Origin of the sequence: Candidatus Liberimonas magnetica (genome assembly GCA_020523885.1) — a bacterium.
Classification (GTDB): domain Bacteria; phylum Elusimicrobiota; class Endomicrobiia; order Endomicrobiales; family JAFGIL01; genus Liberimonas; species Liberimonas magnetica.
Window position 1 is genome coordinate 104257 of sequence record JAJAPY010000006.1, and the last position, 16443, is coordinate 120699.

General features: G+C 45.7%; 12 protein-coding genes. 1 reads left to right on the plus strand and 11 read right to left on the minus strand.

The annotated features are described in order from the left end of the window. Window positions 1-18: 18 nt before the first annotated feature. The 11 genes from LHV68_06510 to LHV68_06560 all read right to left on the minus strand — a co-directional run bounded on the left by LHV68_06510 (window position 19) and on the right by LHV68_06560 (window position 11495). On the minus strand, window positions 19-699 hold the full coding sequence (locus LHV68_06510; protein ID MCB4791524.1) for a sulfite exporter TauE/SafE family protein: 681 nt from the start codon (window positions 697-699) through the stop codon (window positions 19-21). Window positions 700-731: 32 nt separating this feature from the next. After that, the gene (locus LHV68_06515; protein ID MCB4791525.1) at window positions 732-1715 is read right to left on the minus strand and encodes an FAD:protein FMN transferase; all 984 of its coding nucleotides are present in this window, start codon (window positions 1713-1715) and stop codon (window positions 732-734) included. Continuing rightward, window positions 1696-2895: a Gx transporter family protein gene (locus LHV68_06520; GenBank protein MCB4791526.1), complete on the minus strand. Its 1200-nt coding sequence runs from the start codon at window positions 2893-2895 to the stop codon at window positions 1696-1698. The genes LHV68_06515 and LHV68_06520 overlap by 20 nt, the downstream gene beginning before the upstream one ends. After that, on the minus strand, window positions 2846-3247 hold the full coding sequence (locus tag LHV68_06525) for a NusG domain II-containing protein (protein MCB4791527.1): 402 nt from the start codon (window positions 3245-3247) through the stop codon (window positions 2846-2848). The genes LHV68_06520 and LHV68_06525 overlap by 50 nt, the downstream gene beginning before the upstream one ends. Before the next feature lie 7 nt (window positions 3248-3254). Continuing rightward, on the minus strand, window positions 3255-4364 hold the full coding sequence (locus tag LHV68_06530) for a DUF3570 domain-containing protein (GenBank protein MCB4791528.1): 1110 nt from the start codon (window positions 4362-4364) through the stop codon (window positions 3255-3257). Then, entirely contained in the window at window positions 4364-4900 is a 537-nt protein-coding gene (locus LHV68_06535; GenBank protein ID MCB4791529.1) for a TlpA family protein disulfide reductase, read from the minus strand. The genes LHV68_06530 and LHV68_06535 overlap by 1 nt, the downstream gene beginning before the upstream one ends. Before the next feature lie 193 nt (window positions 4901-5093). After that, a complete protein-coding gene (locus LHV68_06540) occupies window positions 5094-5327 on the minus strand; it encodes a DUF4266 domain-containing protein (GenBank protein MCB4791530.1) in 234 nt (77 codons plus the stop codon). Between the two features lie 86 nt (window positions 5328-5413). After that, window positions 5414-8647: a DUF2271 domain-containing protein gene (locus LHV68_06545; protein ID MCB4791531.1), complete on the minus strand. Its 3234-nt coding sequence runs from the start codon at window positions 8645-8647 to the stop codon at window positions 5414-5416. A gap of 110 nt (window positions 8648-8757) precedes the next feature. After that, window positions 8758-9207 (minus strand): TlpA family protein disulfide reductase, encoded by a 450-nt coding sequence (locus tag LHV68_06550; protein ID MCB4791532.1) that lies wholly within the window; start codon window positions 9205-9207, stop codon window positions 8758-8760. Between the two features lie 67 nt (window positions 9208-9274). Beyond that, a complete protein-coding gene (locus tag LHV68_06555) occupies window positions 9275-9955 on the minus strand; it encodes a sulfite exporter TauE/SafE family protein (GenBank protein ID MCB4791533.1) in 681 nt (226 codons plus the stop codon). A gap of 124 nt (window positions 9956-10079) precedes the next feature. Beyond that, window positions 10080-11495 (minus strand): PAS domain S-box protein, encoded by a 1416-nt coding sequence (locus tag LHV68_06560; protein ID MCB4791534.1) that lies wholly within the window; start codon window positions 11493-11495, stop codon window positions 10080-10082. A 315-nt stretch (window positions 11496-11810) separates the two neighbouring features. Here LHV68_06560 and LHV68_06565 point away from each other — a divergent pair, with 315 nt between their 5' ends. Next, window positions 11811-16391 carry a multicopper oxidase domain-containing protein gene (locus tag LHV68_06565; GenBank protein MCB4791535.1) on the plus strand — a complete coding sequence of 1527 codons (4581 nt, stop codon included), beginning with the start codon at window positions 11811-11813 and terminating at the stop codon, window positions 16389-16391. The last annotated feature ends 52 nt before the right edge of the window (window positions 16392-16443 follow it).

Genomic DNA, 16443 nt, shown 5'->3' on the forward strand with positions numbered 1-16443 from the left:
TGGCCCTGCTCATATTTTTTAATACAGTTGCCCGGCTTTAAAAATAAAATATATGCCTCCTGCTATCAGAAGCAAAGCCAGAGCTTTTTTTATTTTCACCATCCAATTGCCTGATTTAGGCAAAAAGGCTAAAAAGCTGCACGAAAAACCCAATACCAATAGAAGGGTGCTCATGCCAAGAGAAAACATAAACAACAGCAGGCCTCCGCTGATTATCGCTTTTTTTGTCGCCACCAGGAGCAGCAACCCTCCAAGAACCGGCGCAGTGCACGGCGATGCTACAAGCCCTGAGCTTACACCCATAAAAAAAGGAGTAAAAAAAGAAGGTTTGTCATTTACAGCCGTACTACCGCCTAAGCCGGGCAGGGGGATATAATACCAATCCATCATGTTCCCGCCCAGGGCCAGAACCATAATGCCAAAACCAAGGTACACATAGGGGTTTGTCGTCAGGCTGCCAAACATCTTTCCGGTAAGGGCTGCTATCATGCCTAAAGCGGTGTAGACTAAAGCCAGCCCAACTACATAAAATACCGCCCCTCGTATGCGCGCTCCTACACTTCCCGAAAAAGAACCCATGCACCCTATTACGATAGGGATAATAGGATAAACACAGGGCGTAAGAGACGTAATCACCCCTGCGAAATATACCGCTATGAATGTCCCCACTGATAAATTGCCAAGATCTATATTTAGCATACAATCTCACCTTGCCCACCCCGAGGGGGAGGCTATTTAATCTTCTCTTTACTAAATTGCTTCTCGCCTTCAGGGGATATATAAAACTTGCCGTTATTGTCTATCACTATAGTCTTATAACCCCTTTTTACCGATGCCTCATCAAAACCCTTTTCTATACCGAGCACAAAAACCGCTGTGTCCCAGGCATCGGCTTCTAAGGCGGTCGGGCTTATTACGGTGACGCTTCGGATTCCTTCCGCAGGGTAGCCTGTCTTTGGGTCTAATATATGGTGGTAACGTTTAGAACCTGTTTCTATATATTTTTCATAATCCCCGGCCGTAGAAACAGCTTCGTTTTCCGCTTCAATGATACCTACGATACCATCGCCCCGCGGGTTTTTAAGCCCTATCTTCCATTTTCTTTTTCCGTTCCTTCCAAGAGCGTAAAGCTCTCCTCCTGTATCTACAAGAGCATTCTTGATACCGTTGTTTTTTAAAACTTTTACAGCTTCATCAGCAGCATAACCGGGTATAAGGGCTCCAAAATCCAAACCTGCGCCTTTTTTCCCTGCGCTTATTTCATCGCCGTTTATTTTTATGCCGGCATCTTTTACTAAAGAAAGCAGCTTTTTTACGTCTTCCGGTTTAGGCACGACAGGGGCATCTCCGTAAAAGTTCCATAACTGCACCAGAGGATAAATAAGCGGGTCGAAAGCTCCGGAGCTCTCATCCTTAACCTTAAACGCATATCGTGCAACCTCGGCTATTTCTTTGTCATTTATAGGAACGCCATTTCGGTTAAATGAATAGAGCGGGCTTGAGGAGTTAAGGACATTAAACTTGGCGTCTATTTCTTCAAGGCGCCTAAAAGCATCATCAAGGGCTTTAGCTGTATTTTTTTCAGAAGCAGGTATTACTACTGAGCATTTAGTGTTGAAATAAAAACCCGTACGGGTTACAGGTTCTTTTGAACAGCCGAAAGAAAATACCGCAAAGGTAAATACAAAAAACAGCTTAACGGCCTGGCGAAACATCCGGCTGCCTCCTCATAAGGTTGACAAAAACCGCTGTAGTATAAGCTGCTGCGGTTTTAAACGTTCTTTTTCTGGCCCTGCTGCCTTTGGAAAAGAAGCTGAAGCGGGCTTTCAATTCCTTTAAATAAAATGGGACAGCCTTAAATGTATATAAAACCTGGCTAAGGAAGCTCTTAGTGTCTATGCCGAAAACCTCAAGAGGCAGTATAAGTTTTGAAAGAAAATAAATTAACTCTTTCTCCGGTATGGTTTTCCCGGCAACAAATGAAAGTATGAGTAGAACAACCAGTTTCGAACAGGCTGTTATTCCCTTTAAAGAACCGCTGAGAAAATCCGAGGCGCCGCCAAGGTTAACTAAAAATATAAATAACAAATAAGGAAAAGCCTTTCTTAAACTTACTGGTAAAGCTGTAAAATCTGCTCTTAATAATAAGGCTCCTATTGATGTAAAAGCAATCAGAAGGAGTTGAACCTCTAAATTACTTATAAAAAGCCCTGCAAAAAATATAAAAGTTATAGCGATAAATTTAACTACTGAGAATATAGAATAAGAAGGAGCCGATGCCCTTATTTGAGGAACTAATTCATTGTATGCTAAGTCGCCGCTCCCGTCCCCGGGACGGAGTTTTCGGCAGATCCTTTGCGCTAAAAACCCGGTTATGTAGCCTGTTATTATGGCTGCAAACAAAAGGTATGGCACTAACCCTTTTATTAAACTAACCTGGGCAAATAAATAATAAACCGCCGATACCTGGGCAAGGTTGTTGACTACCGCTCCTACGATGCTTATACCTATCAAACTGAACAGGTTTATACGTTTGTTTAAGTTGAACATAACTCCCATCGCTGCCGCACTTGCCAGGGCTCCTGAAAAACTTAATACAAAACCTGAAGACAGGAAAGTTCCAATGATGAGAGAGCTAACTATAGATCTGATAGCCGCGACATACATCCCGCTTTCGGCCCCAAACCTTACAATGGCTATTATTGTGACAAGGTTGGCAAACCCGACTTTCATTCCGGGCAAGGGCATGGGTATAAATGACTCTGTCAGCTGCAAAACGCTTGCAATCGCAGCTAAAAATCCTATTTGCAGAACACTGGAATTATAAGGTTTATTATCGAGCTCTTTAGTATGTGACAGCATCAAACCTTCCTTCATGCCCGTTTTTAATTTCAATCGTCAACTTATTAGGCACGCATACGATAGCTTCCCCAGGGCCATTGATCCACCCCCAATGCCTGCATAACCCTTTAGGGCAAGCTGAATCAGCCACATGAATACTTCCGTTAAGGACTTCAAGCTTAATAGCTCCTTTTAATCCGTTTATTTCCGTAATGCCGTTTCTAGCAAGCTGTATTTCGCTGTACAAAGAACCGTTTTGCTTTACAACCGCTGTTTGCCCGGCATAAGCGCCATTCCCTGCCAAAACCAGGAACAAGGCAGCAGAAAACACAAGCAAGATAACAAGCATATCCGCAATACGTAAACTACCGCTGTATGATGTTGGAACGCCTTCGGAAACACGCATATTATGCCTATTTGAATTTTATAGTCGTGCTTATGTATAATATCTGCGCAACGAGGTCTTTCTTCGATACAGATTGATAGATTTTTGCATGGTCCAGGTTTGAAACATGAAAATACCGCTCATACATTATATCTACAAACACACCGCTTACCGCCTGTATCTGCAGACCGGTTCCATAGAGGTACGAGGAAAAATCTGAAAGTTTCGGGTCTGCGCTGATGAAACGCTCTTCTTCGGTGTATGAGTTCTTAAAAAAAGACGCTCCCATCTGCCTGCAATACCTGCCCCTGAGCGAACCCATTATAGCCTTTGAAAGGTACCTGGTGTATTTTGCTCCGAACGTATTTGAATGAACATCCCAGTTGTCATAATAGTACCTGTAGTCAAATTGCACGGAAGATATCCTGGGTTCTTCCCGTCCTAGTATGTAAAATAATCCCAGAGCAGCCCTGTCCCGCACCGAGGGATGCCTCTCCGTAAAATAATATTCATTTATCAATACCCTGTGGTACGGGTTGCTAAGATAACCGTCATCCCGTTCATAGGTCCCCACAACTCTCATCTGAGAGCGGGGAGTAAGCACGCTTGTGAATGCCAGGTCATATATTTTCGATATCTTTTTATCAGTCCAGGCAACTCCGAAAGGGAACAATTTATCGCTGTAATCAGAATAAGCAAATGTTATGGCTTTATTCCTTGAATCAAACTCGCTGGTCCAGGAAACAAAAAAGGAATCCGAGGCATAATCGTCTTCGCCGCTGGTGTCGCCGGAAACAGTCAACGTATTGTTCTTTATTTTCTGCGTTAATCCCAGAGAGACTTCTCTGCGGTATTCCCTGGTAACATTGCCTATGTGCGGAGTGGCGCTTGTCAGGCCGTCAAGGAGCGGTATTTTGCGGGAGGCCGCGCTTATGCCATCTATTATCCTTGAAGCCGTCAGGGTTGTCTTTGGCCCCACATCAACAGCTGCGTCAATACCCTCGGTAATAACATCAACCTGGTCATCATCAGTGTACGTGACATATTTTATTCCGACCTTCCGCTCAGCTTCTGCATAGGATATATAAAATAGGAGCGTTAATGTCAATAGTAAAAGGGTTTTTTGTCCGTTCAACACTATTTTTTACCTGCTTTTTTATCAATTTTTTTAGCCGGCTTTATAGTATCTTTCATGGCTGCGAAAACCTCTTCGAAATTTGCCGGAGGCCGGGAATCCATAAACCTGATTTTGCCCTCGCCATCTACGATTATATTGGAAGGAAAACCTACAAGCCCGTAGTCTTTCGCTACCGAAGCGCTGGAATCAAGCAGGACAGGAAACGGCAGCTGATTCTTTTCGATGAATTTCTTTACTTTTGCAGGGTTTTCCTGGACATTAATACTGACAACATCTAACCCTTTGCTTTTATAATTTTGATATAGCTCTTTTAATTGGGCCATCTCTTCAATGCAGTTCTCGCACCAGGTAGCAAAAAAGTTTAAAAAAATAATATTCTTACCTTTATGTTTTTCAAGAGAGTAAGTATTCCCCTTCAAATCTTTCAGCGAAAAATCAGGAGCGTTATCGCCCACTTTTATATCTGCAAAAACTAAACCAACCGTAATCAGTAAAGATAGAATTATTGCTGCCGCTCTTAATAATTTATTGCTCATTTTACCTCCCTTATTTTAACTTAATTTCGAAACTGCAATTTCGAATATCGAAAAAAACTGCAATATTCAATATTCAAACAGACAAACCTGCTTCAAATCAATTTTTTTAAAGTGTTCTTTTATACAGTTTCTTTTTGCCGTTTTGCCTTATTGGTTATTTTTTCGAAATTCTATATTCGGAATTCGAAATTCTTTATTTGCAGCCGCAGCCGCCTCCGGCTCCGCCGTAGCCGCCGCTCGAGGCTTCACGGGAACTAAGCATATGCTGCTCGTAGGTATTTCCTTCATTTTCCGTAATAAACTGCATAGCGGGGTCAGCCAAAAGCCCCTTCTGCCACGGGGAAACGCTTGAACAACCTGAAAAAAATAGCGCAAGAAATATTATTCCAGCTAATAATATGAATCCGGATTTAGTAAGAATTTTCATTTGTTTCCCTTCGTTTTATTTATTCTTTTATTTTATTGCCTTTTTGCCGGTCACTGGTAACTGGTAACTGATTACTGTTCACTGTTTCAAGGTGTATAATCCGCTGAAAACGATGTTACAAACCCGCCGCCGGTAGCTGTAGAGTTTGCTGCGGAGTTGCCAAGAGTAATATTTCCGGTAAAAGTTGATTCCCCGCCTCCCTCCCGCCGGATAGCTATCCTGTAGCGGTAAGTCCCGGGAGCTACTACTGTGCCGGCTGAATTTCTGGGCGGCGTCCAGTTTACGTTAAAACTGCCGGACGGTTTAGATGCCCCTGTAGTCCCGTTAGTTACTCCGCCTGATTTTGAAAACCAAGTAGGCAAGTCGCTGGAATTGCTCGATGCATGGCTGGAAATAAACAATGTGCGCACAAATGCGCCGACAGAATCTTCTATCCAGACAGCTTCCTGAGGCTGGTTGCCTGTGAAACTCAGGGTGCAGTGCACAATTGCAGCGCTAAGCGAATCCGGTTTAACTGCGGCCGCTGTTATGGTAAGGGTAGTAGTCACTGCGCTTCCCCAGTTATTTAAAGCGTCACGGCCGTGCACATAGATAGTGTGCGCCGCCACGCTCAAGGCTGAAACGTTTATTGAGCCTGTTACAGCTTCCGAGGCAGAATTAAAGGCCCCATCTTGAGCGCTGAGCGCTGTTCCTGCCCCGTTAGCGCCCTGGGTATCCACAAAATATTCCGCAGCCGTTATATTAGACCCTCCGGCGGCTGCATCCGAGACCGTAGCGGTAAGGGCTGCGCTTGTGGCGCCTGCAGTAGGATTAGGGGTTATATTTAAACTAGATGAGACAGGCCCTGTAGTATCCGGGGCAGCAGATACAGTTAAAGATATACTCTGAGCAGCGCCCCAGTTGTTTAAAGCGTCCTGTCCGTGTACAAATACCGTGTGAGCGCCGGCGCTTAACAATGAAACATTTATAGAACCTGTAACGGTTTCCGCTGTTGAGTTGAATGCCCCGTCCTGGGCTGAAAGGGCTGTTCCTGCGCCATTTGCCCCCTGGGTATCTATAAAATATTCCGCAGCCGCGATATTAGATGCTCCTGTAGACACCTCTGAAATGCTTGCGGTGAGAGTGACAGTTAGAGCTCCTGCTGTGGGATTGGGCGTTATATTCAAAGCGGAGGCCGCAGGCCCTGTTGTGTCTGCCGCGGATTTAGTCAAGGATACGCTCTGTGCTGTGCCCCAATTTCCAAAGGCATCCCGGCCGTGTACAAAAACCGTATGAGCCCCCAGGCTTAAGGACGCAACACTAATAGAGGCTGTGACCGCTTCATTCGGAGAATTAAATACACCGTCCTGGGATGACAGGGCTGTGCCTGTTCCGTTTGCACCCTGGGTATCTATAAAATATTCCGCCGCCGCGATATTAGCCCCGCCTGTAGTTACGTCTGAAACCGTGGCGGTAAGAGTAACGCTCGCTGCTCCTGCTGTCGGGTTTGGAGTTATATTTTGGCCGGAAGTTATGGGCCCCGCGGTATCTGCCGCGGATACGGTCAATGTTACGCTTTGAGACGCGCCCCAGTTATTTAAAGCATCGCGGCCGTGCACGAACACGGTATGAGAACCTGCGCTTAATAACGAAATATTAACAGTACCCGTAACCGCTTCAGTAACCGCGCTAAAGGTTCCGTCCTGGGCAGCCAGGGCTGTGCCGGTCCCGCCCGCGCCCTGGGTATCTATAAAATATTCCGCAGCGGCGATATTAGAATTGCCCGTATTTGCATCTGAAATCGTAGTTGTAAGAACGGCGCTTGCGGCTCCCAGGGTCGGGTTTGGAGTTATACTTGAGCCGGAGGTAAGGGGGCCAAGGGTATCGCTGCCGCCGCCCGCGGAAACCGTAAATGTAACTGAGACAAACGGCCCCCAGTTATTTGACGAATCTTTCCCGTGCACATAAACCGTGTGCAGGCCCGCGCTCAAACCGGAAACCGAGACTATACCGTTAACGCTTTCTGTAACGTTGTTAAAGAGCCCGTCCTGGGCAGTAAGAACCGTTCCTGTCCCGCTTGTGCCCTGAGTATCAAAAAAACATTCAGCAGCCGAGATATTAGAACTGCCTGCAGTCATGTCCGAAACCGTGGCTGTTATATTCACAGCAGTTGCGCCGGCAGTAGGATCAGGCGAAACTGTTAAAGCAGTTGTAACCGGGCCGGACGTGTCTCCCGCGGATGTTACATTAAAAGAAATGGATAGTACAGCGCCCCAATTGTTCGCCGCATCCCGGCCATGCACTATAAGAGTATGATTGCCCATAGTCAGGCCGGATACTGAAGCAGAACCTGTCACATTTTCAGTAACTGAATTAAAAGAACCATCCTGGGCAGAAAGAGCCGTTCCTGCTCCGTTTGCGCCCTGGGTATCAAAAAAATATTCCGCTGCGATGATGTTGGAACCTCCGGCGCTTATGTCCGAGACAGCAGCCGTTATAGTTACAATTGCGGCTCCTGCGGTAGGGTTAGGGGTAAGGCTTAACCCCGAGGTAACAGGGCCGGTTGTATCTCCGGCGCTTGCGGATATAGTTAGAGAAATAGATTGTATAGGCCCCCAGTTGTTCGCAGCATCACGGCCGTGTACTAACAGTGTGTGATTTCCCAGGGACAGGCCTGTGACCAAAATAGAACCCGATACATTTTCTGTAACCGAATCAAAACCGCCGTCAAGAGCGGAAAGAGCGGCGCCGGTACCGTTTGCTCCCTGGTTATCAAAAAAACATTCAGCGGCTGTAACGTTTGAATTCCCTGTAGCCGCGTCAGAGACAACGGCTGAAACCGTTATCGAAGACGCTCCGGCGTTAGGATTAGGCGAGGCAGAAAGGCCAGACACCTGCGGGCCTATACTATCTATGCCAAGGCTTTCCGTAATAAAAGTTTGCACGGACGAAACTACGCTGTTGCCCAGGGGATCAAAACTGGCGGCTTTATAATAATATGTAGTTCCAGGGTTAAGGCTGCTTAAACTTACGTTGTGAACAACTGTCTGGGTTGTTATAATAACCTCGCTTCCCAGGTTCACCGATGTCCCGTAGTTTACTTTAGAACCCGCAGGTTTTTGAGTCCGCCAGGAAATTATAGCCGTGTTATTTGTTATAGCGGATGCGAAAAGTTCGGTTATGACAGGTTTCTGAACCGCATTATTAGGCCGGTCCGGCACAGGAAGAAGCTGGCGGAAAACTTCGCAGCCTGTGAAATTTAAAAGCATATAACATAAAATTAACGCAAAAGCCGCAGGGCCTAACTTTAGCGTGATGAAAAAGAGTTTTAATAATTTCATATTTTATATTATGTCATTTTCATTAAAGGTGGATAAGTGTCACTTTCTTTAATTAACTGACTTATTTCTACATCATCTTTGCGCCTCCCCCGTCCCCGGGACGGGAAGGGCTATTTAAATGTATAATTTTTAGGCGGCCTTGCGCCCTTATAAACTATATCGCCGCTTCTACCTATAATTATGGTGGCCGGCAACCCGTCCAGGTTGAAGAGCTTTGCTGTTTTATTACCGGCGTCCTTTAACACTAAATACGGATAATTGTTTTTGTTTACAAAATACTTGATTTTACTTTCACTTTCCCCCAGGTTAATGCCTATAAAAACAGCGTTCTCCGAGCCCGGGCTTGTCTTCAGGGCATCCAGTTCAGGTATCTCCTCTCTGCAGGACGAACACCAGGAGGCCCAGAAGTTTATAACAATTGTTTTTTTGCCGATAAGCTTTCCTGCGTCGAATATTTTGCCGTTCAGCTTTTCAAGCGAAAACGCAGGCGCCTTTTCCGCATAAGCAGGCACGGTAAATAATAAAATTGACAAAACAAGGATTAAAATAATATTCTTCATATAAATTTCCCTTCACAGCCAATCGTTCATTGTTCATTGTTCATTGTTTATTGTTAATTGTTAATTGTTATGACAAATGCCCTGCCATAAAAATATAGTATACACCTGAACTTACAAGAGCAAAACCAAGAAGCCTTTTTAAACGCAGTATCCATATGTAGGTTTTAGGCAGGCCTTCAAGAAACGCCGCAAGAGCGCCTATAAAAAAAAGGATGGTAGCCATTCCCATAGAGTATGCCAGCATTAGTAACCAGCCTGCAACAGTTGCTTTATTCCCGGCCATAAAGGACAAAAGAGAGCTTAAGCCCGGCGTGGCACAGGGCGAAGCCACAAGGCCTGTGCAGGCTCCAACAATAAACGGGCCCCAGAAGTGCAGTTCGCTTCCGAAAAGCTTTACCTCATCTAATTCAGTAACATTGATATCATAACAACCTATTATGTTGCCGCCCAGAGCTAAAATTAAGATACCGAATGCCAGGTACACATATTGGTTAGTTGTAAGGGAGCCGAAAATCCTGCCGGTATAAACAGTAGCCATAGCAATAAAAGTGTAGCAAAGCGCAAGCCCAAGGACATAAAACAGCGCTGCCCTTATACGGTCCGCGGTATTTCCCGAGCGAGAACCTATAAAACCGGCCGTAACAGGTATAACAGGGTAGATGCAGGGGCCAAAGGACGAAGCTATCCCTGTAATATAAATTGAAATAAACGTCATTAAGGATAAATTGTTAAAATCCAGATTCTGCATGTTATTTCCCCCTCATACACCCTTCAAGGCTATTCATCTTTGGAAATCGGGGGACACAATACTTAATTCACTTTTTGAAACAACAATTAAGTATTGTGTCCCCAGAATTACCCAGAATTACGAATTATCTCCTTTCGCTTATATCTCTGATTATAGCCTGATAAAATTCGTTCCAGCTTATGACAAAATGCTGCATGCTGATTTCTACAGGGAATGTAGACCCATCTTTTCGTTTATGTATGGTTTTAAATATATGGCTTCCCTTATTTTCAATTACTTTAAGATCTTCAGCAAGCACGGGCAAAGCTTCAAGCGCCACGATGTCTTTCAGGTTCTTCTGCACTATCTCTAACTGAGAAAACTTGTAGCTGGCAAGGGCTTTTTCGTTAGCTTCCATAATCCGCAGGTCTTTATTGAAAATAAGTATTATATCGTTAGCGTATTTTATAAAGTAATCGTATTTTTTTTCAAGCGACCTGCGCTCTACTTCGGCTATGTATTGTTTCCTGTAAAACCTGACTATCTGCCTGTACCAGATAAAGCCGAGGAAGGCGCCTATCCCGCCAACAATAATTAAGGCAAAAAGCGTTATAAGAACCGCCCGGTTTTTAACCGGAGCGTTCACCTCATCTTTGTCTATCTTTACAATAAGTATCCAGGAGGACTCCGGTATTTTTTTTATAGCCGCTATTACAGGGGTCTGGCGGTAATCAACCCCCTCCACTATTCCGGTTACCCCTCTTACAGCCATTGATGCAGGGTATCCTTTCCCTGCCATAGGAAGCGTATAAGTAAGCGGGCTGTCTTTCCGGTACTTCAGTTCATTTAAAAAAAGAGCTTTATCCCCTTCTTTTCTTACTATAAAGGTTTCTAGAGTTTGCCCCGGGCCGGGATTGGATTGCATGAAAGGATAGAGGAACTTATACGGCGATATTTTCATCACTATTAAACCGTAAACATCTGTGCCCTTTAGGTCCGTTTCAAATACGGGCACATAAACATCAAGGTCTACGGTTTTATCTGCCTCGTGTTTGTAAAGGTCTGAAAATATAATCTTTTTATCTTTGAGCGCCTGCTGAGCCAGCCCTTTTTCATACTCGCCGAGCGTTACTTTTTCATTTGAAGAGCATCCGTAAGTTATCAGTTTCAGCGACAGGTCATACAAATAGATGCCTTCATACTCCGGGTTTTTATGGATTTCATTTGTCAATTTACAGAATAGTTTCTGCCTTTTTATCCTGTCACCGGTCCTGGCAAGTATGTTTATCTTTGCAGCATCTATATAAAACGGGGCAAGGATGAAAGCATCGTCAAGGCGTTCCTGCCTCCAATTCAATATCTGGCTGACTTTAAGTTCGGCTATTATAGAAAGGTCCCTTTCTCCCTCCCTTATTAAAATCTTTTTTACATTTTTAAAATATATTTGGCTAAAGAGAAAAACAAGGACTATAAGCAAAATATAAAAGAGCAATAGGCGTATTACAGCTTTTCTTAAATTTGAGTCATTAGCTATGAGATGGAACGTGCTGTTTTTTAGCATTTTATATTTTCTCCTCTGCCGCCTTTCCGCCAGCCTGTCTGCGGGACAGCCTGCTTTCTTACCTTAAGCATACAACAAATTCCATAAAATTAGAATGATGCATTTCCGGCAATGATTGACTTTTTTCCACTATTAGGAAGTTGGGGTTTTGGATTTATTTTATTAAATTTGTTTCCTCGTCTGTGTTTAGAAAGCAAGGTGGAAACAGGCGCATAAAAGGTGGAAACAGACAATGTTCTAAAATGTGTGATTCTACTAAAATTAGGGCATCAAGGAAACTATACGTCTTAAAAAGTTTCCAGAGGAGGCAGTAAAATGAAGAGTAAAATGTTGTTGAAAGCAGTTGTCGCAGCGTTGTTGTTTTTTGTAGGGCTGTCAAACATCAGCCCGGTGGCGTTAGAAGCATTCACTAGCACGCCTACACAAGACCCGACTTTAATACCAAAATATGTGGACCCGTTAGTTGTACCGCCTGCTATGCCAAAGACCTCTACAACGGCCGCAGAAGACTATTATGAAATATCAACAAAACAGTTTTCCCAGCAGGTGCTTCCCACAGGCATGCCCCAAACCACTGTCTGGGGTTACGGTTCAGTCCAGAACCCTGGAACTTTTAATTATCCGGCATTTACCATTGAAGCAACTGTCAATAAACCAGTCCGCGTTAAATGGGTAAACGGACTTGTGGATGCAACCGGGAATTATCTTCCCCATCTTTTGCCTGTTGACCAGACGATAGATTGGGCAAACCCTCCCGGGGGTACCATGGGCAGAGATATGGTAGGCACTGACCCTACATCTTATACAGGCCCAGTTCCTTTAGTAGTTCATGCGCACGGGGTACACACAAATCAGGAAAGCGACGGCTACGCTGAAGCCTGGTACCTGCCGGCAGCTAACAACATCCCAGCCGGTTACGCGACAGAAGGTACTTATTTTAACCCAAATAAAACTAAATCGAAGTTCGGATACCAGTGGGGTGCTGGAGCCGCTGTTTTTGATTACCCGAATGATCAGAACGCGGCAACAGCATGGTACCACGACCACGCAATGGGCATGGATAGATTAAATGTATATGCAGGACTTGCTGGGTTTTACCTTATAAGAGGCGGTGCGGGCGATGTCGTGACCACAAAAACAGGAGCAGCGGCAGTGCTTCCAGGCCCAGCGCCTACAACGACCAATACAGGCTGTTTTGAGATACCTTTAGCTATTCAGGACAAGTCTTTCAACTCGGATGGCTCCTTATTTTATCCGGACAGCCGGCTTTATTTTGACGCTTTCGCTGGGCCTTACGCCCCCACTTCGGATATAGCGCCGATATGGAACCCGGAGTTTTTTGGCAATACGATGCTGGTTAACGGCAAGACCTGGCCGTACCTTACGGTTGAAGCGAAACGTTACCGTTTCCGCATTGTAAACGGCTGCAACTCCCGTATGCTTCTTCTACAATTCGACAATAACATGCCTTTCTGGCAAATAGGAGCTGAAGGCGGTTTCTTAAGCCTTAACCCGGTCCAGCGCACACAGATGCATATGGGCAACGGTGAAAGGGCTGATGTTATAGTAGATTTTACGAACGTACCAGTCGGCACTAACGTAATTATGCAGAACATCGGAGCTGACGCGCCTTTCACAGGCGTCCCCGGAGTTGATTTTGTAAGCGCAGACCCGGCCACGACCGGACAGGTCATGCAGTTTCGGGTAGTGGCAGCAACAAGCCCGGACCTGAGCACCCCTCCGGATCAACTCGTGCTTCCGGCAAGGACCGATCTAGGAGCTGTTAATAATACCAGGCAGATATCCCTTAATGAAATGAGTTCAAACGTCCTGCCCGGCATAGGCCCCAGGATGGCTTTAATGGGAACAGTAGACCTTTCAATTTCGACATCACCGGTTGGAGTTCCCAAATTATGGAGCGACGCAGTTACAGAAAACCCGGCTTTAAACGCCACAGAGATCTGGGAAATGTATAATTTTACAGTAGACGCTCACCCTGTGCATATTCATCAGGTTCAATTTGAAGTGGTGAACAGGGAGATATTTGACCCTGCCGCAGGAGTAGTGGGAACGATAAATCCCCCAGAACTCTGGGAAAGCGGCACAAAAGATACGGTCGTTTCTTACCCGGGCCAGATAACTCGTGTCAAGGCAAAGTTTGATGTCCCGGGCCTTTTTGTATGGCATTGCCACATATTAGAACACGAAGAGAACGAGATGATGAGGCCGATGTTCATAGGAGCTATGCCCAGCACATCCACTGTTGCCAGCGCAAGCGTAATCCCTGTTGCCAATGACGCGGCAACGATACCTAAATATGTAGACCCCCTGGTTGTGCCGCCGGCTATGCCGACAACAACAACCAGCGCAACTGAAGACTATTACGAAATATCCACGAAGCAGTTTAGCCAGCAGGTTTTGCCTACAGGCATGCCAAAAACCACTGTCTGGGGATATGGCTCCGTACAGAATCCGGGAACATTCAACTACCCGGCATTCACTATTGAAGCGAAAGCCAACAAACCGGTCCGCGTTAAGTGGATAAACGGCCTTGTGGACGCCAGCGGAAACTACCTCCCCCATCTTTTGCCCGTTGACCAGACTATACACTGGGCAAACCCTGCAGCAGGGCTGACAGGCAGAGATTCACCGGGAACTGACCCGGCCTCTTATACAGGGCCTGTTCCTTTAGTCGTTCACGCGCACGGCGTGCACACAAACCAGGAAAGCGACGGTTACGCTGAAGCGTGGTATCTGCCGGTTGCAAATAACATACCTACTGGTTATGCAACTGTAGGAACCTGGTACGACCTCAATAAGAGTTTATCAAAATTCGGTTCGCAGTGGGCTGGAGGAGCCGCTGTTTTTGATTATCCAAATGACCAGGCAGCAGGTACGGCCTGGTACCACGATCATGCTATGGGTATGGATAGATTGAATGTCTATGCGGGCCTTGCGGGGTTCTACCTCATAAGAGGCGGAGCAAGCGACATAGTGACAACAAAAGCCGGAGGAGCTGCTGTTCTTCCCGGTCCGGCTCCGACAACAACAAATACGGGCTGTTTTGAAATACCTTTGGCTATACAGGATAAATCTTTCAACGCCGACGGTTCTTTGTTCTATCCGAACACCAGGGCTTTCTTTGATGGTTTCACCGGCCCTTATGCTCCTCAATCCGATATAGCTCCGATATGGAACCCTGAATTTTTCGGCAATACGATGCTGGTTAACGGCAAGACCTGGCCGTACCTTACGGTTGAACAAAAACGTTACCGTTTCCGTATCGTGAACGGCTGCAACTCCCGTTTACTATTGTTAAAGCTTGACAACAACCTGCCTTTCTGGCAGATAGGAGCAGAAGGCGGCTTCTTAAGCTCTCCTGTTTCCCTTACCCAGTTGCTTATAGGTAATGGAGAGCGTGCAGATGTCATAGTGGATTTCACGAACGTCCCGGCAGGAACCAACGTCATGATGCAGAACATAGGAGCTGATTCCCCGTTCGTTCCGGGAACTACTTTTACACCTGCTGATCCCAACACAACCGGACAGGTCATGCAGTTTCGGGTAGTAGCAAAAACAAGCCCGGACTTAAGCACGCCTGCTGACCAGCTGGTCTTGCCCGCGAGAACACCTCTTGGTGCTGTCAATATGGCAAGGCAGATATCCCTAAACGAAATGGATTCTAACGTACTGACAGGCGTAGGCCCCAGGATGGCTCTGCTTGGTAAAGTAGACCTTACAGGCCCGACACCGGTTGGTGTGCCTAAGATGTGGAAAGATACTGTAACTGAAGACCCTGATCTGGGTTCAATAGAGCAATGGGAAATATATAACTTCACTGTGGACGCTCACCCTGTGCACATTCATCAGGTCCAGTTTGAAGTGGTCAACAGGGAAGTCTTTGATCCCGCGGCAGGAATAGTGGGAACGGTCAAGCCTCCTGAGGTCTGGGAAAGCGGCGGAAAAGATACCCTCATCGCTTATCCCGGAGAGATAACGCGCGTCAAAGCGAAATTCGATATACCGGGAATATTTGTCTGGCACTGCCATATCCTGGAACACGAAGAAAACGAGATGATGAGGCCGTTTTTCGTAGGTGAAATTACCAGCACGACCACGATAGCCAATATAACCATGTACCCTGAACCCGACGAGGTAGAATTACCCTCTGAGTTCGGGCCTGTACAGCTCCAGATATCCTCGGGCACATTTGCGCAGCATGTCACTCTTACAATAGCTACCGTTACTGTGACTACAGCCGTGGTTCCGCCTACTACGCCTACAACTACGACTACGACTACGTCTACGGCTACGGTTACGACTACCGTTACGCCTGTGACTACGGTCATACCCACTCCTAAGCAGAAGAACCTAAAAGTCAGCAAAGTAGTTGTAAATATAAACAACAAGCAGAATTTACAGCCGGTAAAACCTATCACTGTTACTATGACTTACAAGCCCGCTAATGTCACAGGTATGAATACAAAGAAGCTGTCCCTCGCGGCCTACAATCCTGCAACGGCCACCTTTGTTCCGATACCGTCAAAGGTAAATACTACAACGGGTAAGGTTACGGGAAAGATAAAACATTTCTCGATCTATGCGATAGTTGAGCTTGTGCCTGAGGTAGACCTCGGTAAAGTCAAAGTATATCCTAACCCGTTCGACCCTAACATTACGGATGTCACTATAGGCAACCTGACAAGTGCAGCGGACATAAGGATCTATACTATAACCGGTGAGCTGGTTAGAAGACTTGACTACAATTCGGCTGACGGTCTGGTTACATGGGACGGAACTAATGACTCAGGCAGTAAGGTCGCAAGCGGTATATATCTTGCGCTTATAAACGGTTCTGAAGGCAAAAAGGTAGTAAAAATAGCAGTAGAAAAGTAACAAAACGGCAATTTCGAATATCGAAATCCGAAAAAATAGGCAAAGAAACAAA

Coding starts and splice junctions, on each gene's coding strand:
- LHV68_06565 (MCB4791535.1), top strand. CDS start 11,811: ATGAAGAGTAAAATGTTGTTGAAAGCAGTTGTCGCAGCGTTGTTGTTT.
- LHV68_06535 (MCB4791529.1), bottom strand. CDS start 4,900: ATGAGCAATAAATTATTAAGAGCGGCAGCAATAATTCTATCTTTACTG.
- LHV68_06545 (MCB4791531.1), bottom strand. CDS start 8,647: ATGAAATTATTAAAACTCTTTTTCATCACGCTAAAGTTAGGCCCTGCG.
- LHV68_06515 (MCB4791525.1), bottom strand. CDS start 1,715: ATGTTTCGCCAGGCCGTTAAGCTGTTTTTTGTATTTACCTTTGCGGTA.
- LHV68_06550 (MCB4791532.1), bottom strand. CDS start 9,207: ATGAAGAATATTATTTTAATCCTTGTTTTGTCAATTTTATTATTTACC.
- LHV68_06525 (MCB4791527.1), bottom strand. CDS start 3,247: ATGCGTGTTTCCGAAGGCGTTCCAACATCATACAGCGGTAGTTTACGT.
- LHV68_06540 (MCB4791530.1), bottom strand. CDS start 5,327: ATGAAAATTCTTACTAAATCCGGATTCATATTATTAGCTGGAATAATA.
- LHV68_06510 (MCB4791524.1), bottom strand. CDS start 699: ATGCTAAATATAGATCTTGGCAATTTATCAGTGGGGACATTCATAGCG.
- LHV68_06555 (MCB4791533.1), bottom strand. CDS start 9,955: ATGCAGAATCTGGATTTTAACAATTTATCCTTAATGACGTTTATTTCA.
- LHV68_06560 (MCB4791534.1), bottom strand. CDS start 11,495: ATGCTAAAAAACAGCACGTTCCATCTCATAGCTAATGACTCAAATTTA.